The sequence below is a fragment of the Pseudomonas sp. PF05 genome, assembly GCF_056521845.1.
The window spans coordinates 1-20,488 of record NZ_JBWLPW010000026.1; the positions used below are offsets into that span (position 1 = coordinate 1).

The following is a 20,488-nucleotide window of genomic DNA, read 5'->3' on the forward strand; positions in this document are numbered from 1 at the left end:
CCCACGGAGCAATGCCTTCGTTCGGGCATGCCGAGCCTAGGCGAGGCACCGAGTGGTGGGGCATGAGCGCTTTGGTTACTTTCGCGCTTTTCGAAAGTGACTCGCCGTCAGGGCGAAACCCTAAGTGGCCGTAACCGCAAAAATGGATATACACACCACCCTCACAGCCAACCAGGCTTTGTGGGAATGGTCGGACAAAATTCTGATTCAAAAAGAATTTTCCGACGAATTCTGGCGGTTGCCGGGTGGGAAGAACTCTGGCTGACCTTTTCCCGACGCTTGAGTCTCAAGCGAAAGATCAAAAGATCAAAAGATCAAAAGATCGCAGCCTTCGGCAGCTCCTACAGAACCTTGGCTCAATCCAGCCCAAGCTTCTTCAACCGATACCGCATCGACCGAAACGACAATTTCAACCGCTGCGCCGCCGCCGTGCGGTTCCAGCGGGTTTCCTCCAATGCCTGGAGGATGAGCTTGCGCTCGACGTCTTCCAGGTAATCCTCCAGGTTGTCGACCTGCATCAAATCGGGGTTGCCCGCCTCGCTAGCACTACTGCCCTCGGCCAGGCGCAGGTCATCCGCTTCGATCTGCTGCTGTTCGCAAAGGGTATAGGCCCGTTCGAGCATGTTCTCCAATTCCCGCACATTGCCCGGGAAGCGGTAATTCTTGAGAGCGTCCAACGCCTGTGGATGCAATCTGACCGGTGGACTGCCGGTATTGGCTGCCAGGCGCTGGAGCATGTGGTTGGCCAGCAGCTCGATGTCTTCGCGGCGTTCGCGCAGGGGCGGCACGCGCAGTTCGATGACGTTCAGTCGGTAATACAAATCCTGGCGAAAGCGCCCGGCGGCCACTTCGCCGTCCAGGTCCTTGTGGGTGGCACAGAGTATTCGCACATCCACCACTTCTTCCTGCTGGCCGCCAACGGCGCGCACGGCTTTTTCCTGGATCGCCCGCAACAGTTTGACCTGCATCGCCAGGGGCAGGTCGGCCACCTCGTCGAGGAACAGCGTCCCGCCGTGGGCGGCCTGGAACAGCCCGGGCTTGTCTTCGATGGCGCCGCTGAAGCTGCCTTTTCGATGGCCGAAAAACTCGCTTTCCATCAGCTCCGTGGGAATCGCCCCACAATTGACAGGCACAAACCCTTGGGTGGAGCGGGGGCCCTGTTCGTGGATCAGTCGGGCGACCAGTTCCTTGCCGCAACCTGACTCCCCACTGATGTACACCGGTGCCTGGCTGCGAGCGAGTTTTTCAATCTGTTTGCGCACGCTGCGCATTGGAGGGGAGTCGCCCAGCAGGCAACGCTCGAGGGTGCTTGCCGGAACGCCAACCGATGGCAGGCGCAGGGCACTGGTGACCAGCTCCCGCAGCCGGCCCAGGTCGACCGGTTTGGTCAGGAAGTCGAAGGCGCCGGCCTTGAGGGCGTCGATGGCGGTGTCCAGGCTGCCATAGGCGGTGATCATCGCCACGGGCAGTTGGGGGTAACGTTGCTGAATGTGCTGCACCAGTTCCAGGCCGGTGCCATCGGGCAGGCGCATGTCGGTCAGGCACAGGTCGAAGGCTTCGTCCGCCAGCAGGGTTTGGGCCTCGGTAAGGTTCTTGGCGCTGCGGGTGTCGAGTTTCATCCGGCCCAGGGTGATGTCCAGGAGTTCGCGGATGTCCGGTTCGTCATCGACGATCAGGATTCGTTGCCGTGAGCGATTATTCAAATCTGTTTCCGTCCGTGAGCAAAGGTGATGCGAAAGCAACCGCCGCCTTGGCGTGGTTTGAAGTCTAGGCGGGCCTGGTTGCTTTCGCACAGCTCACGGGACAGATAGAGCCCAAGGCCGGTGCCCTGGCTGCTGGTGGTAAAGAAGGGTTCGAACAAATGCGCCTGCTGCTCGGGTGTTACACCGGGGCCGTTGTCGATGATGTCCAGCGTGGACAGCTGGCTGTGGGGGTCGATGAACAGTTTCAGCCAGGCCTCGGCCTGTTCGTGGGCCATGGCGCTGTGGCGCCAGGCGTTGCGCAGCAGGTTGTCGAGTACCTGGGTCAACTGGTCGGGGTCCATCAGCGTGGTGTATTGCCCCGGGTCGATGCTCAGGTGCAAGTGTTGGTGCTCGGCCATGCTTTCGCGGGCCTGACGGACGAACTGTTCGAGCCAGGCCCGCAGGTCCAGGCGTTGCGGCGTGGTCTGCTGGCGGCGGGACAGTTGCAGGACGTTTTCAATGACGCGATTCATTCGTTGGGAGTGATCTTGAATAATCTGCGTCAGACGCCGATCAGCGTTGTTCAGTTCCTCGGATTCGCGCAGTAATTGCGCTGCATGGCTGATGGCGCCCAAAGGGTTGCGGATTTCATGGGCAATGCCAGCGGTGAGGCGCCCGAGGGAGGCGAGTTTCAGTTGCTGGGCCTGTTGGGCAACCTGGGCCAGGTCTTCAAGGAAGACCAGGAACTGTTGCTGATCGTAGTGCCCCAAGGCGATGAAGCTCGGTTGCAGGGTCAGGCCTGTGCCGGTCACGGTCAGGCTGGGGGGACGCAGGCTGGGGTTGTTCAGCCACAATTGCAGGCGTTCGACCAGGGCGGTGCAATAATCATCGATCCGCTGGCCAACCAGGTCGTGCATGCCCAGCAGATTCAGGGCGCTTTCGTTGGCCAGTTGCACGCGCCGCTCGCGGTCGAGCACCAGGATGCCGGTGCGCATGCGTTGCAGGATCAGTGCGTTGAGCGCTTCGAGGCCGATCACCTCGCTGGCCCGTCGCTCGGCCAGGGTTTCACTGGCTTCCAGTCGCCGGGTCAGGCCTTGTACCAGCAGGGCGGCGGCAAAACACAGTGCCCCCAGGGTGCCGGCTTGCAGATAACTGCTGGGACGGTTCGAGTCGCTCAGGCCGAGGAAAAAAGTCGACCCGACGATACCGATCGTGGCGACAGCGGCGATCAATAGGCCGACCCGGCTTCGCAACAGCGTATTGCCGATGGCTACCGAGACAATGAGCAGATTGCCGATGGCGCTGGGCACACCACCTGCGGCGAAGAACAGCCACGAGAGCAGCAGCACATCGGTGAGTGCCAGGCCGAACAGCCGGGCGGGGCGGCGAGTATTCTCAAGGAACACCACCAGCAGGATGTTCAGCACCAGGTACAACCAACTGCCACTGCGCAGCAGGTCGTCATTGGCGAACTCCAACAGGCGGTTGTCCAGCTTGCTGGAGATCAGTAGCACCAGGGTGATGCCGATGCTCAGGCGATACAGGTGATAGAGGCGCAGCAGGCGCTGCGCCTGTTTTTCGCGTGGGCTCGAGGCCTCAGCGATCACGACTGCCCGGGCCTTGCTCGAGGTGAGCCTGGCTGCAATACCATTGTTGTTCGAGGGGCAGCGCCCGGTCACGGGGCAGGTGTACGCCGCAATGGGCGCAGCGAACCATCGGCGGTGCGTCCTGTTCCTGGGTAGGACGGGATGCACGGGCGCTGGTCTTCTTCACCCCGCGAAAGATCCAGATAGCTGAGGCGACGACGGCGAACAAGATCAATAAACGAAGCATGATGGGCGGCTTTTTGGCGAGTGATCAGGCAGTTTAGCCAAGGACAGGAACGGCGCACAGCGCAATAAAACCCAGGCACAAAAAAGGGAGACCGCCGGGTCTCCCTTTTTTTGCGAGGACTTAGCCTCAGTCGAACAGGCCGAAAGTCATGTAGCTGAACCAAGAGCGGTCGCTGGACTCGTTCTCAGGCTCTTCTTCTTCGATCACGTCGCCATTTTCGTCCTTGGGCTTGAGCTCGTTCGGAATGGCTTCCTTGGCATCCTGGAACTGGCGCTGTACGTCCTGGTTGGCGCGTGTCTCGCCTGGCGGCAGGGGTGGACGGGACTCGATCAGGCCCAGGGTTGCCTTGCTCAGCCACGAACGGTTGTCCGCTTCGTCGACCCGTGGGGTGAACTGGCCATCGACCAGGGAAGGGTGATCCGGGTAGTTCAGCTTGAGGGTTTCCAGGCTGGTGGCCGCCAGGTCGTCCAGGTGCAGGCGCTGGTAGGCTTCGGTCATCACGGCCAGGCCATCACCCACCGAAGGGGTTTCCTGGAAGTTTTCCACCACGTAGCGACCGCGGTTGGCGGCGGCGACGTAGGCCTGGCGAGTCAGGTAGTAGTCGGCCACATGGATTTCGTAGGACGCCAGCAGGTTGCGCAGGTAGATCATGCGCTGCTTGGCGTCCGGCGAGTAGCGGCTGTTGGGGAAGCGGCTGGTCAGCTGGGCGAACTCATTGTAGGAGTCGCGCGCGGCGCCCGGGTCACGCTTGGTCATGTCCAGCGGCAGGAAGCGCGCCAGCAGGCCAACGTCCTGGTCGAAGGAGGTCAGGCCCTTGAGGTAATAGGCGTAATCGACATTCGGGTGCTGCGGGTGCAGGCGAATGAAACGCTCGGCGGCGGACTTGGCGGCTTCCGGCTCGGCGTTCTTGTAGTTGGCGTAGATCAGCTCCAATTGGGCCTGATCGGCGTAGCGACCGAACGGATACCGCGACTCCAGCGCCTTCAGCTTGGCGGTGGCGCTGGTATAGCTGTTGTTATCCAGGTCGTTCTGCGCCTGTTGGTACAGTTCGACTTCGCTCAGGTTTTCGTCTACGACTTCCTTCGACGAGCAAGCAGCAGTCAATGCGAGGATGGCGATCAGCAGCAGGTGTTTCACTTGCATGGCGGCTTGCGTCCCTATGACGGCCGCTGTCTTGGGCGGGGCCGTCCTGTTATGATGAGCGCCCCGTTGAAAGCCTCGGGGCAAAAGACGCCGTATTTAACCACAAGCGCGCAGCCGAAACCAAAGGCTGTGCCGACGCCCAGTCCGAGCATGTCCGATAAAATAGAACTTCGCGCAGAGGTGCCGTCCGAATTGGGCGGCCAACGCCTCGATCAAGTCGCCGCACAACTCTTTGCCGAGCACTCTCGCTCGCGCCTTTCCGCCTGGATCAAGGACGGCCGCCTGACTGTGGATGGGGCGGTGATCCGCCCGCGCGACATCGTCCACGGCGGTGCCATTCTCGAGCTGACTGCCGAACAGGAGGCCCAGGGAGAATGGGTCGCCCAGGACATCGCCCTGGATATCGTCTACGAAGACGATGACATCCTGGTGATCAACAAGCCTGCGGGCCTGGTGGTGCACCCGGCCGCCGGCCATGCTGATGGCACCTTGCTCAATGCCTTGCTGCACCACGTTCCGGACATTATCAATGTGCCGCGTGCCGGCATCGTCCATCGCCTGGACAAGGACACCACCGGTCTGATGGTGGTGGCCAAGACCATCCAGGCGCAGACACAGCTGGTCACACAGCTGCAAAGCCGTAGCGTCAGCCGCATCTATGAATGCATCGTGATCGGGGTCGTCACCGCCGGTGGCAAGATCAACGCCCCCATCGGTCGGCACGGCCAACAGCGCCAGCGCATGGCGGTGATGGAGGGCGGCAAGCAGGCAGTCAGCCATTATCGCGTGCTGGAGCGTTTCCGTTCCCACACCCATGTGCGGGTCAAGCTGGAAACCGGCCGGACCCACCAGATCCGTGTGCACATGGCCCACATCAACTTCCCGTTGGTGGGCGACCCGGCGTACGGCGGTCGTTTCCGCATTCCGCCGGCTGCCAGCCAGACCATGGTCGAGTCGCTGAAGAATTTCCCGCGCCAGGCGCTGCATGCACGTTTCCTGGAGCTGGATCACCCGACGACCGGCAAGCGCATGAGCTGGGAGTCGCCGCTGCCGGATGACTTCGTCTGGCTGCTGACGTTGCTCAAGCAGGACCGCGAGGCGTTCATCGGATGAATGACTGGCTGATACCCGACTGGCCCGCGCCGGCCCGGGTCAAGGCCTGCATCACGACCCGTGCGGGTGGCGTCAGTCTGGCGCCGTTCGACAGCCTCAACCTGGGCGACCATGTGGGCGACGATCCTGTGGCCGTCGCCGAAAACCGTCGTCGCCTCACCGATCAATTCGCCATCACCCCGGCCTGGCTGCAGCAGGTCCACGGCATTGCCGTGGTCGAGGCTGACCCGGCCCAGGTGGCGACCGCCGATGCCAGTTGGACCGACACACCGGGTATCGCCTGCACGGCGATGACGGCGGACTGCCTGCCTGTGTTGTTCTGCAACCGTGCCGGCACCCGCGTTGCGGCGGCCCATGCCGGCTGGCGCGGGCTGGCGAACGGCGTGCTGGAAGCCTCCCTCGACAGCCTTGCCGTGCCTGCGGATGAAATCCTCGCCTGGCTCGGCCCGGCCATCGGTCCGCATGCGTTCGAAGTCGGGCCGGAAGTGCGTGAAGCCTTCATCGCGCAACTGCCCCAGGCGGCACAAGCCTTTGTCGCGAGCCCCAACGCCGGCAAGTTCCTGGCCGATATCTACGCGTTGGCACGGCTGCGCCTGGCCGCACGCGGTGTTACGGCCGTCTACGGTGGCGGTCTGTGCACTGTGACCGACCCACGTTTCTTTTCCTACCGCCGCAACCCGCGCACCGGTCGCTTCGCCTCACTGATCTGGATCGAACGCTAGACTTCTCTGATCTGTATCAAGGGCGCCCGGCTTGAATCTTCCAGAATCGACCACATCTATAACGGTATCTGGCAGGTTTCTTCATTCAGGATGTTTCCAAGGTCCGGCCTGCTCATTAGGAAGGTGACCCATGCGTATTGATCGTTTAACCAGCAAATTACAGTTGGCCCTGTCCGATGCCCAGTCCCTGGCCGTCGGCCTGGACCATCCCGGTATCGAACCGGCGCACTTGATGCAGGCCATGCTCGAACAGCAGGGCGGTTCCATAAAGCCCCTGCTGATGCAGGTCGGCTTTGACGTCAACAGCCTGCGCAAAGAACTGGCCAAGGAGCTCGACCAGTTACCCAAGATCCAGAACCCCACCGGTGACGTGAACATGTCCCAGGACCTGGCGCGGCTGCTCAACCAGGCCGATCGCCTGGCCCAGCAGAAGGGCGACCAGTTCATTTCCAGCGAGCTGGTGCTGCTCGCCGCCATGGACGAGAACAGCAAGCTCGGCAAATTGCTGCTCGGCCAAGGCGTGAGCAAGAAAGCCCTGGAAAATGCCATCAACAACCTGCGTGGCGGCGAAGCGGTCAACGACGCCAACCACGAAGAGTCGCGCCAGGCGCTGGACAAATACACCGTCGACCTGACCAAGCGCGCCGAGGAAGGCAAGCTCGACCCGGTGATCGGTCGCGACGATGAAATCCGCCGCACAATCCAGGTGCTGCAACGCCGCACCAAGAACAACCCGGTACTGATCGGTGAGCCTGGCGTGGGTAAAACCGCCATCGCCGAGGGCCTGGCCCAGCGCATCATCAACGGTGAAGTGCCGGACGGCCTCAAGGGCAAGCGCCTGTTGTCCCTGGACATGGGGGCGTTGATCGCCGGTGCCAAATACCGTGGCGAGTTCGAAGAACGCCTCAAGGCCCTGCTCAATGAGCTGTCCAAGCAGGAAGGGCAGATCATCCTGTTCATCGACGAACTGCACACCATGGTCGGCGCGGGCAAGGGCGAAGGCTCGATGGACGCCGGCAACATGCTCAAGCCCGCGTTGGCCCGTGGCGAGTTGCACTGCGTCGGCGCGACCACGCTCAACGAGTACCGCCAATATATAGAGAAGGACGCAGCCCTTGAGCGGCGCTTCCAGAAAGTGCTGGTGGAAGAACCGAGCGAGGAAGACACCATCGCCATCTTGCGCGGCCTTAAAGAACGCTACGAAGTTCACCACAAGGTGGCGATCACCGATGGCGCGATTATCGCGGCGGCCAAGCTCAGCCACCGCTACATCACCGACCGTCAGTTGCCGGACAAGGCCATCGACCTGATCGACGAGGCGGCCAGTCGCATCCGCATGGAAATCGACTCCAAGCCCGAAGTGCTGGATCGGTTGGAGCGGCGCCTGATTCAACTCAAGGTCGAATCCCAGGCCCTGAAGAAAGAAAGCGACGAAGCGGCGAAGAAACGTCTGGAAAGGTTGCAGGAAGAAATCGTTCGTCACGAGCGTGAATATTCCGACCTCGAGGAAATCTGGAACTCGGAGAAAGCCGAAGTCCAGGGCTCGGCGCAGATCCAGCAAAAGATCGAACAGTCCCGCCAGGAGCTGGAAGCGGCTCGCCGCAAAGGCGACCTCAACCGCATGGCCGAGCTGCAGTATGGGGTGATCCCGGATCTGGAGCGCAGCCTGCAGATGGTCGACCAGCACGGCAAGAGCGAAAACCAGTTGCTGCGCAGCAAGGTCACTGAGGAAGAGATTGCCGAAGTGGTCTCCAAATGGACCGGCATTCCTGTCTCGAAAATGCTCGAAGGCGAGCGTGACAAGCTGCTGAAGATGGAAAGCCTGCTGCACCAGCGTGTGATCGGCCAGGAAGAGGCGGTGGTGGCGGTGTCCAATGCCGTGCGCCGCTCTCGTGCCGGGCTGTCGGATCCCAACCGTCCGAGCGGTTCGTTCATGTTCCTCGGCCCGACCGGGGTCGGTAAAACCGAACTGTGCAAGGCGCTGGCCGAGTTCCTCTTCGATACGGAAGAGGCCATGGTGCGTATCGACATGTCCGAGTTCATGGAGAAACATTCCGTGGCACGGCTGATCGGTGCGCCACCGGGTTATGTCGGTTATGAAGAAGGCGGTTACCTGACCGAGGCCGTGCGTCGCAAGCCGTACTCGGTGATCCTGCTCGATGAGGTCGAGAAGGCGCACCCGGATGTGTTCAACATCCTGCTGCAGGTGCTGGAGGATGGTCGCCTGACCGACAGCCACGGGCGCACGGTGGACTTCCGCAACACGGTGATCGTGATGACTTCCAACCTGGGCTCGACGCAGATCCAGGAACTGGTGGGTGACCGCGAGGCGCAACGCGCAGCGGTGATGGATGCGATCTCCACCCACTTCCGGCCGGAGTTCATCAACCGGGTCGACGAAGTGGTGATCTTCGAGCCGTTGGCCCGTGATCAGATTGCCGGCATTACCGAGATCCAGTTGGGTCGCCTGCGCAGTCGCCTCACCGAACGTGAGCTGAAACTGCAATTGAGCGATGAGGCGTTGGACAAGCTGATTGCGGTGGGTTACGACCCGGTCTATGGCGCACGACCGCTGAAGCGGGCGATCCAGCGCTGGATCGAAAACCCGCTGGCGCAGTTGATCCTGTCGGGTCGCTTCATGCCGGGCGAAACCGTGACCGGTACAGTGGAGAACGACGAAATCGTCTTCAACTGAGCGGGCTTTTGTGGCGAGAGCAAGCTCGCCCTGGAGCGCGCCGTAGGAGCTGTCGAGTGCAGCGAGGCTGCGATCTTTCCCCAGACACTTGAGTCTCAAGGGGAAGATCAAAAGGTCGCAGCCTTCGTCAGCTCCTACACAGTCCATCGTTTGTCACAGGGCGTGTTTGTGTTGCGAGGCCATTTTTTTCATCAGGCCGTTGAACTCAAAGGAAAAGGCTTGTAAAGTGCGCCCCGCAGTCAGTCACCCCAAGGGTTACTTCTCGCTGAGAAGGAATCCAAAATAAGTTGCAAATCATTGTCTTGAAAGCAATTTAAGGGGTTGACAGAGGTTTTGAAGATTGTAGAATAGCGCGCCTCAGACACACGAACGCAGCGATGCGTAAGGGTAGAAGAGGTTGAAGCTAGCTTCAACGTTGTAGCTTCAAAATTGCAGTAACTTGAAATATCAGTTCCGTGATAGCTCAGTCGGTAGAGCAAATGACTGTTAATCATTGGGTCCCAGGTTCGAGTCCTGGTCACGGAGCCATTTCAATCGGGGTATAGCGCAGTCCGGTAGCGCGCCTGCTTTGGGAGCAGGATGTCAGGAGTTCGAATCCCCTTACCCCGACCATTTTTGGGTCGTTAGCTCAGTTGGTAGAGCAGTTGGCTTTTAACCAATTGGTCGTAGGTTCGAATCCCACACGACCCACCATTTTTGAAACCAGTTCGCTGGAATCGAATCTTAAGATCAGAGGCCAAAAGCGCTGATCGAGAAGGCGACTTGCGAAGGTCGCCTTTTTTTTACCGGGGTATAGCGCAGTCCGGTAGCGCGCCTGCTTTGGGAGCAGGATGTCAGGAGTTCGAATCCCCTTACCCCGACCATATTAAAAATCCTCGTATCGAAAGATACGGGGATTTTTTTTGCCTGCGATAAAGTGGATTGGACTTAAGACATCGTACAACTTGCCGATAACCCGCCGACAGGGGCCTGGCCCCCACTTCAGGCCAACAATAAAAAGGCATTCCCCATGGTTCTTCGTCAGCTGAATATCGCCCTTCGTGCCGCGTTGGGTTTTGCCTTGATCGCCGTGCTGGTGGCGCTGCTCGGGGTGTTCGCGCTGGGACAGATGTCGAGTATTCGTGACAGTGAAGTCGCGGTGCAAACCCAGTGGCTGCCGAGCATTCGCGGCGGTGATGAGATCCGCGAGTGGATGTTGCGGATCCGTACCATTTCCCTGCGCATGGCCCTGGACCAGGACCCGAAGAACATTGCGGTGTATCGCGGGCAGATGGACACGCGCGACAAGGAGCTGGGCGAAAAAATCGCTGCCTACGAAAAACTCGTCGTGACGCCTGAAGGCAAGGCGCTTTATGACCAGTTCAAGCAGACCTTTGCCGCTTACCGTACAGGTATCGCGCAATCCTTCACCCTGGCGGAGCAGGGGCGTCGGGACGAGCTGATCAAGCTGCTGCTGGTAGACATGAAGACCGTGGTGGACGGTTCTGGCAAACAGCTCAACGACCTGGCGGAGCTGTTTTCCAAGCAGGTCTCCATCGAGAGTCAGAAGTCCCAGGCCCACTACACCAATTCCCGGATGATCGTCAGCCTGTTCGTTGTGCTCGCCGCCCTGGCTACGGTTGCCCTGGCCATGCTGCTTACCCGCAGCATCGTCAAACCTTTGGGCGAGGCGCTGAGTGCCGCAGAGAGCGTGGCTAAAGGTGACCTGACCCGTCCGATCGAGACCCATGGCAACGATGAAGTGAGCCGCTTGCTCAAGGCGTTGGCGGCCATGCAGCAAAATCTGCGTGAGACGTTGCAGGGCATCAGCGGTTCGGCCGCGCAACTGGCCACCGCAGCCGATGAGCTGAACGCTGTCACGCTCGACAGCACGCACAGCCTGCAACAACAGAACAACGAAATTGAACAGGCGGCCACCGCCGTCACCGAAATGACCACCGCCGTGGAGGAGGTGGCGCGCAATGCGGTTTCCACCTCCGATGCCACGCGCCAGTCCAGTGAATCGGCGTCCCTTGGTCAGCAGCGGGTCAGCGACACGGTCGAGGCCATCGGCGCCCTCGCCAGCGATGTGCAGGTGACCGGTGGCCTGGTGCAATCCCTGGCCAACCAATCGCAGGATATTGGCAAGGTGTTGGACGTGATCCGCGCCATTGCCGAGCAGACCAATCTGCTGGCCCTCAACGCGGCCATCGAAGCGGCCCGTGCGGGTGAGAGCGGGCGTGGGTTTGCGGTGGTGGCCGATGAAGTGCGGGCGCTGGCTTATCGCACGCAGCAGTCGACCCAGGAAATCGAACAGATGGTCCAGGGCATGCGCAGCGGTGCCACCCAAGCGCTGGATTCCATGCAGGCCAGCTCCAGTCGCGCCGCCAGTACCCTGGCAATGGCAGAGCGGGCGGGGGAGGCGCTGCAGACCATCACGGCGTCGGTCAGCGAGATTCACGAGCGTAACCTGGTGATTGCCAGCGCCGCCGAAGAACAGGCACAAGTGGCCCGTGAGGTGGATCGCAACCTGGTGAATATTCGTGATTTGTCCGTGCGCTCGGCCACGGGTGCGAACCAGACCAGCGCGTCCAGTCATGAGTTGTCGCAACTGGCGAATTCGTTGCGCACGATGGTGCAGCGGTTTCAGGTTTGATCGATGGATAGCTCGGACAGAGGTCTTGCCCGAGTTTGAGTATTAACTGTGCTGCCCTCATCGCGAGCTCGCTCGCGATGAGGGTGGCTCATTCAATATCAGTGCTGCTGACTCAGTGCAGCTTCAGCCGAGGCTCTGTCCCACGCCCGATCTTGCTGCCCAGCATCAGCATGGCCGTGCGGAACATGCCGTACAGCGCCATCTGGTGCATGCGGTACAGCGAGACGTAGAACATCCGCGCCAGCCAGCCTTCGAGCATCACGCTGCCGGTCAGGTTACCCATCAGGTTGCCCACTGCCGAGAACCGCGACAGCGAGATCAGCGAGCCGTAGTCGGTGTATTTGTATTCGGGCAGGGCCTTGCCCTCGATCCGCAGTTTCAAGGATTTGGCCAGCAGCGAGGCTTGCTGGTGCGCGGCCTGGGCACGGGGCGGTACGTTGCGCTCGCTGCCGGGTTGCGGGCAGGCGGCGCAGTCACCGAAGGCGAAGATGTTCTCGTCGCGGGTGGTCTGCAGAGTGGGCAGCACATGCAACTGGTTGATCCGGTTGGTCTCCAGCCCGTCGATGTCCTTGAGGAAGTCCGGGGCGCGAATCCCGGCGGCCCAGACTTTCAGGCTCGCGTCGATCACTTTGCCGTCCGCGGTAATCAGGCTGTCGGCGGTCACCTGGCTGACGGCGGCGTTGGTCATGACGTTGACCCCGAGTTTTTCCAGGGTCTTGTGCACCGGTGCGCCGATACGCTCCGGCAGGGCTGGCAAGACGCGTGGGCCCGCCTCGATCAGGGTGATGTGCATGTTCTCCGGTTTGATCCGGTCCAGGCCGTAGGCGTGCAGTTCGTGGGCGGCATTGTGCAGCTCGGCGGCCAGTTCGACCCCGGTCGCACCGGCGCCGACGATGGCGACGCTGATGCGCTCGACGATATCCGTCTGCCCGGCGTGGGCCCGCAGATAGTGGTGGAGCAATTGCTGATGGAAGCGCTCGGCCTGTTTGCGGGTGTCGAGGAACAGGCAATGCTGCGCTGCGCCTTCGGTGCCGAAGTCGTTGGTGGTGCTGCCAACGGCAATCACCAGGGAGTCGTAACCCAGTTCCCGGGCCGGCAATAGCTCGACGCCGGCCTCGTCATAGGTGGCGGCCAGCTGGATTCTCTTGCGCTCGCGATCCAGGCCGCTCATGCGCCCCAGTTGGAACTCGAAGTGGTTCCATTTTGCCTGGGCGACATAGTTGAGTTCGTCTTCGGAGGAGTTCAGGGAGCCGGCGGCCACTTCGTGCAGCAGCGGTTTCCAGATGTGGGTCAGGTTCGCGTCGACCAGCATCACACTGGCCGTGCCGCGCTTGCCCAGAGTCTTACCCAGACGGGTAGCCAACTCCAGACCGCCGGCGCCGCCGCCAACGATGACAATACGATGAGTCATGGGGATATCTCGCAAGGCTAAAGGAAATCGGTGCCGTTACCCGAGCGAGCGGCAGTGTGGCTGGGCGGCTCATAGCGTCAGGTAACTGATCAGTCGGCTCAACAGGCCCAGGCCGATGGTCACGGCCAGTACCACCACCAGGAGCATCCACGGCCGGAAAGGCCGGCGCTCGACTCGGTGCTGGGACAGTTGCAGGTACTCTTCGACATGCTTCTGGTCTTCTGGGTTCAGGCGGCTGGTCATAAAGGCCTCGTCAGGTAGACGTTGCGGAATGTGCAGACGTTACAGCGTCCGGCTAGCCGGCATTGAAAGCAGCGTAGCCGCTCGCCGGAACGGGGTCGACGACCAGGCTGTCGTCCAGGCGAATGATTCCACTTTTTAACACCCGGGCCGTGATTCCGCCATGGCCGCGTACGGCCTGGAACGTACCTTCGCCGAGGTTTCTCTCCAATCGGGCACAAGGCTGGCACCAGCCGGTGGTTTCAAAGATGGCTTGGCCGATACGAAAGCGCCGGCCCTTGAGGCTGAACAGATTGATGCCGCTGACCACGATATTGCGTCGCAGCTCCTGTGGCAGCACGGGGCGGTCTTCGGGACGGCCCATCAGCGAGCCGATCACGGCCAGGTGCTCCCATTGGATCAGCGTCACTTGTCGCGCATTGCGCACACCGGGGCGGGCATGATCGCCGGTCAGTCCGGCTTCCAGGCGGGCCTCCACGGCGTCCAGTTCGATCATGGGCGCATGACCCTGGGGTCGTACGCCAATCCAGCGTACGCGGCCTTGCTGGGGCACGGCGGCGATCAGTTCCTGCAAAGGGCTCACAGGCTGATCCCGACATCGAACACAATGCTGCGGCCCAGGTTGCTTCGCAGGAAGTCCGGCGCGTCGGGGTGGGCGAACAGCACTCGGGCAAACGTCGGCCCCACCAGCGACAGCGAGCGCCAGCCCTGGCGCAGGTACTCGGTCGGCGGTGGGAAGTGACTGTTGAGGTCCAGCACTTCGCGCTTGAGGCTGGCGAAGGCGATGATGTCCAGGTCACCCAGGTCCATGCCGCGCTCGGTGTAGTTGTGAGCTTTCTTGCGCAGGGTCGGGGCCAGCCGCATCAGGAACTCATTGGCCGGGATCCGCCGCGGCTTGGCCTCGCGACGCACCAGTTGGCTCAAGGAAAAGGCGCTGCGACGGCGTTGCAGTTCATCGCGCCATTCGTCATTGAGGCGACGCCCCTCGTCGAGCACGAAAAACACCTCGAAATTGGCATCGCGAAACAATACGTCCGGCGGCTCCCCGGCCGGCGCGAACTCGTCGGCGCGATAAGGCACGTTCAGCCCTTGCAGCAGACGCTGGCAGACCCAACGCTCACGCTCCCATTTGCGGGCATTGGAGAGAAAGGCGTTGGCTTGCTCGGCCGCGATGGTCAGCAGGCGTAAGTAATCGGAGTCATCCATGAGCCCAAGCTTAGCGTTCAATTGCGACAAGCTGGAAGCGTTGCGTTGATTAATAGGGCTTTATAGTGGGATGTAGACTGTTGGCTTGAAATCCCCTCGCCACAGAAAATTTGCTGCAAGGGCCAAGCGAAAGGAAGAGTCCCATGATCGGTGCCGAATTGCTCTCACCACAGACCCAGGCGCTCGGCTGGCTGGTTTATGTGCCAGTGTTGGTCTGGGCTGTGTCGCGGGCGCCGTGGGTCGAATTATTCACCGACAGCCGGCGCCAGCATTTGCTATTTGGCACAGTGTTGGCGCTGTTCATGTTGTGGCTGGTGCGACGGGATTTCGACACGGGTGTTTCGTATCACTTTATCGGCATGACCGCCGTGACGCTGCTGCTGGACTGGCCGCTGGCGATCCTCGGTGGCCTGTGCGCGCAGCTTGCGCTGGTGCTGCTGGGCCGTCAGGACATGGCTGCGTTGGGGGTCAACGGTGCGCTGCTGATCCTGTTGCCGGTGCTGGTCACCGAGTGTTGCGCGATCCTGGTGGAGCGCGCCCAGCCGCGCAATCTGTTCGTGTACATCTTCTGTTCGGGGTTTCTCGCGGCCGCGCTTTCGGCGTTGGCGTGCCTGCTGCTGGGGCTTGGCCTGCTGTGGCACGACGGTATATTCGCCATGCCTTACTGGTTGGAAGACTTTGTCGGCTACCTCTGGCTGATCATCTTCCCCGAGGCCTTCATCAACGGCATGGTGATCAGTGCGTTGGTGGTGTTCAGTCCCGAATGGCTGGAGACCTTCAACCGCACGCGCTACCTGTCGGCCCCGTGGAACGATGATGACAAGCCTTGATTCACGTCAAGGCTGCACCACCACACGCCCTTCATGCTTTGGAAAATTTCCAGGAGCACAGCCATGAGTGTTTATGAGTGGGCGAGACAAGAAATCAGGCGTAGCCACGACGCCGCAATGGAGATCGGTTTTGACCCAGGCTTGAGCCTGCGCGCCTTGCTCAGTGCGATCGTGCAACAGAGCAAGACAGTGCGCAGCCCTGAAGACCTGGCCGATGAGTTGAGTTTCCTGGCGGAAAACCTCGATGATGAGCAGGACTACGGTTTCATGCGGCCTTAGGGGTGAATTCCGTTACCTGAGAAGATAATGAGCCCCGTGGCGAGGGAGCAAGCTCCCTCGCCACAATGATTCGACCGGGCCTTAGTGGCGTTGCTCGAAGTCTTCGCTGAACAGCTCGTCCTCGGCGTCGGGGCTGACCGGAATCTTGTGTTCTTCCGACGCCCAGGCGCCGAGGTCGATCAATTTGCAGCGATCAGAGCAGAACGGCCGGAATTTGCTCTCCGGGCTCCATTCCACAGGGGCGCCACAGGTTGGGCAATCAACGGTTGGGGTTTGGCTCATGATTGGCCTCCACGCAAAGTAAGGTAAAAGTGATGCAGGCGCTCGACCTCGCTGTGCAGCCAGGCGAGGTCGCGATCGTTGACCACCACGTCGTCGGCATGGCTCAGGCGATCCTGGCGGCTGGACTGGGCCTTGAGAATCGCCTGGACCTGTTGTTCGCTGGTCTGGTCGCGCTGCAACGTACGTTCGATCTGCAGTTGTTCCGGCGCATCGACCACCAGGATCCGCTGGGTCATGGCGTACTGCCCTGACTCGATCAGCAGCGGCGATACCAGGATTGCATAGGGCGATTGTGCCTGGGCCAGATGATGGGCGATTTCCTCGGCGATCAGCGGATGCAGCAGCGCCTCGAGCCAGCGGCGTTCATCGGCATTCTCGAAGATCAGCTTGCGCAGCGCCGCCCGGTCCAGGGCGCCGTCGGCCTGCAATACGCCGGGGCCGAAGTGCTCGGCGATTTTCGCCAGCGCCGGGCGCCCGGGCTCGACCACCCAACGCGCCGCATGATCGGCGTCGATGACGTGCACGCCCAGGTCGATGAAGTGCTGGGCCGCTGCGCTCTTGCCGCTGCCGATGCCACCGGTCAGGCCGAGAATCCAGGGTTTTTCCAAAGGGGTATTCATTAGAAACCGACAGACTGCCAATAGAAGTCGGTTATTTGACCACCCCAGAGCAAGGCAATCCAGCCGGCAATGGCCAGATAAGGCCCGAAAGGGATCTGCGTCGACCCGGGAGCATCACGCAAGCGCAGTACAATCACCCCAAGAACGGCACCCACCAGCGACGACAACAGCAGCGTCAGCGGCAGGATCTGCCAGCCACCCCAGGCGCCAAGCATCGCCAGCAGCTTGAAATCGCCATAGCCCATGCCTTCCTTGCCGGTGATCAGCTTGAACACCCAGAAAACCGACCACAGCGCCAGATAGCCGGCCACCGCACCCCACATTGCCTGGTTCAAGGACACGAACAGCCCGAAGCTGTTGACGATCAAGCCCAGCCACAACAACGGCAGCACCAGGGTATCGGGCAGCAATTGATGTTCGGCGTCGATCAGGCTCATGCCCAGCAGGCCCCAGGTCAACACCATCACCACCGCGGCGTGCCAGCCAAAGCCGAAATGCCAGGCGACGAACGCCGATAACGCCCCGCAGGCCACTTCGGTCAGGGGGTAACGCCTGCCAATGGGCGCGGCGCAGCTCGAACAGCGGCCGCGCAGCATCAAGTAGCTGAGTACGGGGATGTTCTCCCAGGCGCGGATGCGATGACCGCAGTGTGGGCACTGGGAGTGGGGCAGCATCAGGTTGTAGACCGGGCCCGGGGTTTCGGCCGGCAGGCCCAGCAGGTCGTGGGCCTGCAGGCGCCATTCGCGGTTGAGCATCTTCGGCAGGCGCCACACCAGCACGTTGAGGAAGCTGCCGATGATCAGGCCGAGCAATGCTGCAACGAGCACGAAGGCCACGGGATACAGCACGAAGAATTCGCTCAGGGGCATGTCAGATCGCAGAGCCAAGTTGAAAGATGGGCAGGTACATGGCAACCACCAGGCCACCGACGACCACCCCCAGGACCACCATGATGAAGGGTTCCATCAGGCTGGTGAGGTTGTCCACCAGATTGTCCACCTCGGCCTCATAAAAGCTCGCCACCTTGTCGAGCATGTCGTCCAGCGCGCCGGATTCCTCGCCAATGGCGGTCATCTGGACCGCCAGGTTCGGAAAGATCCCTGAGGCGCGCATGGAGAAATTCAACTGCATGCCGGTCGAGACTTCCTGCTTGATGCGTTGCACGGCACGTTTGAACACCACGTTGCCGGTGGCGCCAGACACCGAATCGAGGGCCTCCACCAGTGGCACGCCGGCGGCGAAGGTGGTGGAAAGCGTGCGGGCGTAGCGAGCCACGGCGGACTTGTACAGCAAGGTGCCTATCAGCGGCAGCTTGAGCAGCCATTTGTCGCGCCAGTCGCGAAAGCGCTCCGAACGCCTGAGCGCGTACTTCACACCAAAAAAAGCCCCTGCCAACCCGCCAAGCAACATCCACCACCACTGCTGCATGAATTCCGACAGGCCGATGACCATCACCGTGAAGGCCGGCAATTGCGCGCCGAACCCGGAAAATACCGATTCGAACTGCGGCACCACCTTGACCAGCAGAATCCCCGTGACCACGGCGGCAACGAGGACCACGGCCGCAGGATAGGTCATGGCTTTCTTGATCTTGGCCTTGAGCGCTTCGCTCTTTTCCTTGTAGGTCGCGACCCGGTCCAGCAGGGTATCCAGGGCACCGGCCTGTTCGCCGGCGTCCACCAGGTTGCAGTACAGCTCGTCGAAATATTGCGGGCACTTGCGCAGCGCTGCGGCGAAGCTGTTGCCGGCGGCGACTTCCTGCTTCACCTCGTCCACCAGCTTGCGCATGTTGGGGTTGTCGAAGCCTTCGCCAATGATGTCGAACGCCTGCAACAGCGGTACGCCGGCCTTGAGCATCGTCGCCATCTGGCGGGTGAAGAGGGCGATATCCAGCGGCTTGATGCGCTTGCCCTTGCTGAATATCGAGGTGGATTTCTTGCGCACCTTCTGCGGGTTGATGCCTTGCTTGCGCAGCTGTGCCTTGACCAGGGCCGGGCTCTGGCCCGTCAGCTCGCCGGTCATTTTCGTGCCTTTGCGGTCCTTGCCTTCCCAAGTGTAAACATCGGTTTTGACTGCCTTGACCGCCATGTTCAATCCTTGGTGACCCGGTTGATTTCTTCGAGGCTGGTGACGCCCTGCATCACTTTGAGCAGCCCCGACGTGCGCAGGTCATTGAAACCGTCCTTGCGCATTTGCAGATCGATTTCCAGCGAGTTGCCCTCGGCCATGATCAACCGTTGCAGCTCGGGCGTGTTCTTGACCACTTCGTAAACCCCCACGCGCCCTTTGTAACCGTGGTTGCACTGTTCGCAACCGACCGGCTCATAGATCGTGAATGTGCCGATGCGTTCCCGAGGGAAACCTTCCTTGAGCAAGGCTTCCTCGGGGATCTCGATGGCCGTCTTGCAGTGGCTGCACAGTTTGCGCGCCAACCGCTGGGCAATGATCAGGTGCACGGCGGTGGCGATGTTGAACCCCGGAATGCCCATGTTCTGCAGGCGGATCAAGGTTTCGGCGGCGCTGTTGGTGTGCAGGGTGGAGAGCACCAGGTGCCCGGTCTGGGCGGCCTTGATGGCGATTTCGGCGGTTTCCAGGTCACGGATTTCGCCGACCATGATCACGTCCGGGTCCTGGCGCAGGAACGAGCGCAGGGCATGGGCGAAATCCAGCCCCTGGCGCGGATTCACGTTGACCTGGTTGATGCCTTCCATGTTGATTTCCACCGGGTCTTCGGCAGTGGAAATGTTGATGTCCACGGTGTTGAGGATATTCAGCCCGGTGTACAGCGACACGGTCTTGCCCGAGCCGGTCGGGCCTGTCACCAGGATCAGCCCTTGCGGTTGCTTGAGGGCGGCCATGTACAGGTCTTTCTGGTCCGGTTCGTAGCCCAGGGCATCGATGCCCATTTGCGCGCTGGACGGGTCGAGGATCCGGATCACCACTTTTTCGCCCCAGAGCGTGGGCAGGGTGTTGACCCGGAAATCGATGGACTTGGTTTTCGACAGGCGCATTTTCAGGCGCCCGTCCTGGGGTTTGCGCCGTTCGGAAATATCCAGGCTGGCCATGACTTTCAAGCGCGCGGCGATACGGTTGGCCAACTGGATAGGCGGCCTGGCCACTTCGCGCAATATGCCGTCGGTGCGCACCCGCACCCGGTAGATCTTTTCATAGGGTTCGAAGTGCAGGTCGGAAGAGCCGCCCTTGATCGCGTCCAGCAGCATCTTGTTGACGAAGCGCACCACGGGCGCGTCGTCGGTGTCCTGGCCGGCGATGGACTCCTGCCTGGTGTCGTCGATCGATTCTATGTCCAAGCCGTCGAGGTCGACATCGCCCATGCCTTCCAGGCCGGTGCTGCTGGATTCGAAGAACTTTTCGATGGCGTCGCTGAGCTTGTCGTCCTCCACCAGGATGGCTTCGGTGGTCAGGCCGGTGCTGAACTGGATGTCATTGATGGCCTGGTGATTGGTGGGGTCGGAGATGCCCACGAACAATTTGTTGCCACGCCGCCACAGCGGCAGGGCGTGATGCTGGCGCACCAGTTTTTCGCTGACCAGGCCGCTGGGTTGGGCTTCTTTGTCCAGGCTGTTGAGGTCCAGCAGGGCAACGCCGAAATGCTCCGAGGCGATCTCGGCGATCTGGCGGCTCTGCACCAGTTGGTTCTGCACCAGATAGCTGACCAGGGGGATGCGGCTGCGTTGGGCCTGTTGATACGCCTGTTGCGCACTTTGCTCGGTGAGCAGTTCGGCCAACACCAATTGCTTGGTCAGGCCGCTGAGGGCGATGTCATTCATGGGAAT

The 20,488-nt window shown here is 61.1% G+C and carries 19 protein-coding genes, 4 tRNA genes and 1 pseudogene; 11 read left to right on the top strand and 13 right to left on the bottom strand.

What is annotated here, in order from left to right:
* Positions 1 to 356 precede the first annotated feature (356 nt).
* The 4 genes from AC09SL_RS27510 to AC09SL_RS27525 all read right to left on the bottom strand — a co-directional run bounded on the left by AC09SL_RS27510 (position 357) and on the right by AC09SL_RS27525 (position 4,658).
* Positions 357 to 1,703, bottom strand: a complete 1,347-nt coding sequence (locus tag AC09SL_RS27510) for a sigma-54-dependent transcriptional regulator (protein WP_058546857.1) — start codon at positions 1,701 to 1,703, stop codon at positions 357 to 359.
* Complete coding sequence (locus AC09SL_RS27515; RefSeq protein ID WP_058546856.1) at positions 1,700 to 3,289, bottom strand: two-component system sensor histidine kinase NtrB; 1,590 nt, start codon at positions 3,287 to 3,289, stop codon at positions 1,700 to 1,702. Before AC09SL_RS27515 ends, AC09SL_RS27510 begins: the two co-directional genes overlap by 4 nt.
* Entirely contained in the window at positions 3,279 to 3,515 is a 237-nt protein-coding gene (locus AC09SL_RS27520; protein WP_058546855.1) for a PP0621 family protein, read from the bottom strand. The genes AC09SL_RS27515 and AC09SL_RS27520 overlap by 11 nt, the downstream gene beginning before the upstream one ends.
* A gap of 126 nt (positions 3,516 to 3,641) precedes the next feature.
* Positions 3,642 to 4,658 carry an outer membrane protein assembly factor BamD gene (locus tag AC09SL_RS27525; protein WP_058546854.1) on the bottom strand — a complete coding sequence of 339 codons (1,017 nt, stop codon included), beginning with the start codon at positions 4,656 to 4,658 and terminating at the stop codon, positions 3,642 to 3,644.
* Between the two features lie 150 nt (positions 4,659 to 4,808).
* On the opposite strand from AC09SL_RS27525, the gene rluD reads away from it, so the two are divergent.
* The 9 genes and pseudogenes from rluD (at position 4,809) to AC09SL_RS27570 (ending at position 11,823) form a co-directional block, all read left to right on the top strand.
* A complete protein-coding gene (gene rluD / locus AC09SL_RS27530; protein WP_003205696.1) occupies positions 4,809 to 5,771 on the top strand; it encodes a 23S rRNA pseudouridine(1911/1915/1917) synthase RluD in 963 nt (320 codons plus the stop codon).
* Positions 5,768 to 6,493: a peptidoglycan editing factor PgeF gene (pgeF, locus tag AC09SL_RS27535; RefSeq protein ID WP_058546853.1), complete on the top strand. Its 726-nt coding sequence runs from the start codon at positions 5,768 to 5,770 to the stop codon at positions 6,491 to 6,493. Before rluD ends, pgeF begins: the two co-directional genes overlap by 4 nt.
* A 130-nt stretch (positions 6,494 to 6,623) precedes the next feature.
* The gene (gene clpB / locus AC09SL_RS27540) at positions 6,624 to 9,188 is read left to right on the top strand and encodes an ATP-dependent chaperone ClpB (RefSeq protein WP_053125348.1); all 2,565 of its coding nucleotides are present in this window, start codon (positions 6,624 to 6,626) and stop codon (positions 9,186 to 9,188) included.
* Positions 9,189 to 9,640: 452 nt separating this feature from the next.
* A tRNA-Asn gene (locus tag AC09SL_RS27545) sits at positions 9,641 to 9,716 on the top strand.
* Positions 9,717 to 9,723: 7 nt separating this feature from the next.
* Positions 9,724 to 9,800, top strand: a tRNA-Pro gene (locus tag AC09SL_RS27550).
* A gap of 5 nt (positions 9,801 to 9,805) precedes the next feature.
* Positions 9,806 to 9,881, top strand: a tRNA-Lys gene (locus AC09SL_RS27555).
* Positions 9,882 to 9,974: 93 nt separating this feature from the next.
* Positions 9,975 to 10,051: transfer RNA gene (locus AC09SL_RS27560), tRNA-Pro, on the top strand.
* A 146-nt stretch (positions 10,052 to 10,197) separates the two neighbouring features.
* A pseudogene (locus AC09SL_RS27565) lies at positions 10,198 to 10,968 on the top strand (MCP four helix bundle domain-containing protein); the annotation flags it as partial.
* Positions 10,960 to 11,823, top strand: a complete 864-nt coding sequence (locus AC09SL_RS27570) for a methyl-accepting chemotaxis protein (protein ID WP_419555169.1) — start codon at positions 10,960 to 10,962, stop codon at positions 11,821 to 11,823. The pseudogene AC09SL_RS27565 and the gene AC09SL_RS27570, both read left to right, overlap by 9 nt.
* Positions 11,824 to 11,935: 112 nt before the next feature.
* On the opposite strand, the gene AC09SL_RS27575 is transcribed toward AC09SL_RS27570, so the two are convergent.
* The 4 genes from AC09SL_RS27575 to AC09SL_RS27590 form a co-directional block, all read right to left on the bottom strand.
* Positions 11,936 to 13,234 carry an NAD(P)/FAD-dependent oxidoreductase gene (locus AC09SL_RS27575; protein WP_058542674.1) on the bottom strand — a complete coding sequence of 433 codons (1,299 nt, stop codon included), beginning with the start codon at positions 13,232 to 13,234 and terminating at the stop codon, positions 11,936 to 11,938.
* A 69-nt stretch (positions 13,235 to 13,303) separates the two neighbouring features.
* Positions 13,304 to 13,477 carry a DUF3094 domain-containing protein gene (locus AC09SL_RS27580; RefSeq protein WP_003205686.1) on the bottom strand — a complete coding sequence of 58 codons (174 nt, stop codon included), beginning with the start codon at positions 13,475 to 13,477 and terminating at the stop codon, positions 13,304 to 13,306.
* A 52-nt stretch (positions 13,478 to 13,529) separates the two neighbouring features.
* On the bottom strand, positions 13,530 to 14,057 hold the full coding sequence (locus AC09SL_RS27585) for an MOSC domain-containing protein (RefSeq protein ID WP_058542675.1): 528 nt from the start codon (positions 14,055 to 14,057) through the stop codon (positions 13,530 to 13,532).
* Complete coding sequence (locus AC09SL_RS27590; protein ID WP_003205682.1) at positions 14,054 to 14,680, bottom strand: DUF1780 domain-containing protein; 627 nt, start codon at positions 14,678 to 14,680, stop codon at positions 14,054 to 14,056. Before AC09SL_RS27590 ends, AC09SL_RS27585 begins: the two co-directional genes overlap by 4 nt.
* Before the next feature lie 143 nt (positions 14,681 to 14,823).
* On the opposite strand from AC09SL_RS27590, the gene AC09SL_RS27595 reads away from it, so the two are divergent.
* Together AC09SL_RS27595 and AC09SL_RS27600 are read left to right on the top strand one after the other, a co-directional pair.
* Positions 14,824 to 15,510 (top strand): energy-coupling factor ABC transporter permease, encoded by a 687-nt coding sequence (locus AC09SL_RS27595; protein WP_058542676.1) that lies wholly within the window; start codon positions 14,824 to 14,826, stop codon positions 15,508 to 15,510.
* A gap of 63 nt (positions 15,511 to 15,573) precedes the next feature.
* Positions 15,574 to 15,789 (top strand): hypothetical protein, encoded by a 216-nt coding sequence (locus tag AC09SL_RS27600; protein ID WP_013694234.1) that lies wholly within the window; start codon positions 15,574 to 15,576, stop codon positions 15,787 to 15,789.
* 81 nt (positions 15,790 to 15,870) lie between these two features.
* Here AC09SL_RS27600 and yacG read toward each other — a convergent pair whose 3' ends face one another.
* Genes yacG through pilB form a run of 5 tightly spaced genes read right to left on the bottom strand, consistent with a single transcriptional unit; the run spans position 15,871 to position 20,482 of the window.
* Positions 15,871 to 16,071: a DNA gyrase inhibitor YacG gene (gene yacG / locus AC09SL_RS27605; protein WP_058542677.1), complete on the bottom strand. Its 201-nt coding sequence runs from the start codon at positions 16,069 to 16,071 to the stop codon at positions 15,871 to 15,873.
* On the bottom strand, positions 16,068 to 16,691 hold the full coding sequence (gene coaE / locus AC09SL_RS27610; RefSeq protein WP_058542678.1) for a dephospho-CoA kinase: 624 nt from the start codon (positions 16,689 to 16,691) through the stop codon (positions 16,068 to 16,070). Before coaE ends, yacG begins: the two co-directional genes overlap by 4 nt.
* On the bottom strand, positions 16,691 to 17,560 hold the full coding sequence (locus AC09SL_RS27615; protein ID WP_058542679.1) for a prepilin peptidase: 870 nt from the start codon (positions 17,558 to 17,560) through the stop codon (positions 16,691 to 16,693). The genes coaE and AC09SL_RS27615 overlap by 1 nt, the downstream gene beginning before the upstream one ends.
* A gap of 1 nt (position 17,561) precedes the next feature.
* Entirely contained in the window at positions 17,562 to 18,779 is a 1,218-nt protein-coding gene (locus AC09SL_RS27620; protein ID WP_058542680.1) for a type II secretion system F family protein, read from the bottom strand.
* Between the two features lie 2 nt (positions 18,780 to 18,781).
* Positions 18,782 to 20,482, bottom strand: a complete 1,701-nt coding sequence (pilB, locus tag AC09SL_RS27625; RefSeq protein ID WP_058542681.1) for a type IV-A pilus assembly ATPase PilB — start codon at positions 20,480 to 20,482, stop codon at positions 18,782 to 18,784.
* Positions 20,483 to 20,488 lie beyond the last annotated feature (6 nt).

Coding starts and splice junctions, on each gene's coding strand:
- AC09SL_RS27575 (WP_058542674.1), bottom strand. CDS start 13,234: ATGACTCATCGTATTGTCATCGTTGGCGGCGGCGCCGGCGGTCTGGAG.
- AC09SL_RS27615 (WP_058542679.1), bottom strand. CDS start 17,560: ATGCCCCTGAGCGAATTCTTCGTGCTGTATCCCGTGGCCTTCGTGCTC.
- pilB (WP_058542681.1), bottom strand. CDS start 20,482: ATGAATGACATCGCCCTCAGCGGCCTGACCAAGCAATTGGTGTTGGCC.
- AC09SL_RS27620 (WP_058542680.1), bottom strand. CDS start 18,779: ATGGCGGTCAAGGCAGTCAAAACCGATGTTTACACTTGGGAAGGCAAG.
- clpB (WP_053125348.1), top strand. CDS start 6,624: ATGCGTATTGATCGTTTAACCAGCAAATTACAGTTGGCCCTGTCCGAT.
- coaE (WP_058542678.1), bottom strand. CDS start 16,691: ATGAATACCCCTTTGGAAAAACCCTGGATTCTCGGCCTGACCGGTGGC.
- pgeF (WP_058546853.1), top strand. CDS start 5,768: ATGAATGACTGGCTGATACCCGACTGGCCCGCGCCGGCCCGGGTCAAG.
- AC09SL_RS27590 (WP_003205682.1), bottom strand. CDS start 14,680: ATGGATGACTCCGATTACTTACGCCTGCTGACCATCGCGGCCGAGCAA.
- AC09SL_RS27520 (WP_058546855.1), bottom strand. CDS start 3,515: ATGCTTCGTTTATTGATCTTGTTCGCCGTCGTCGCCTCAGCTATCTGG.
- AC09SL_RS27570 (WP_419555169.1), top strand. CDS start 10,960: ATGCAGCAAAATCTGCGTGAGACGTTGCAGGGCATCAGCGGTTCGGCC.
- AC09SL_RS27600 (WP_013694234.1), top strand. CDS start 15,574: ATGAGTGTTTATGAGTGGGCGAGACAAGAAATCAGGCGTAGCCACGAC.
- AC09SL_RS27580 (WP_003205686.1), bottom strand. CDS start 13,477: ATGACCAGCCGCCTGAACCCAGAAGACCAGAAGCATGTCGAAGAGTAC.
- rluD (WP_003205696.1), top strand. CDS start 4,809: ATGTCCGATAAAATAGAACTTCGCGCAGAGGTGCCGTCCGAATTGGGC.
- AC09SL_RS27595 (WP_058542676.1), top strand. CDS start 14,824: ATGATCGGTGCCGAATTGCTCTCACCACAGACCCAGGCGCTCGGCTGG.
- AC09SL_RS27525 (WP_058546854.1), bottom strand. CDS start 4,658: ATGCAAGTGAAACACCTGCTGCTGATCGCCATCCTCGCATTGACTGCT.
- yacG (WP_058542677.1), bottom strand. CDS start 16,071: ATGAGCCAAACCCCAACCGTTGATTGCCCAACCTGTGGCGCCCCTGTG.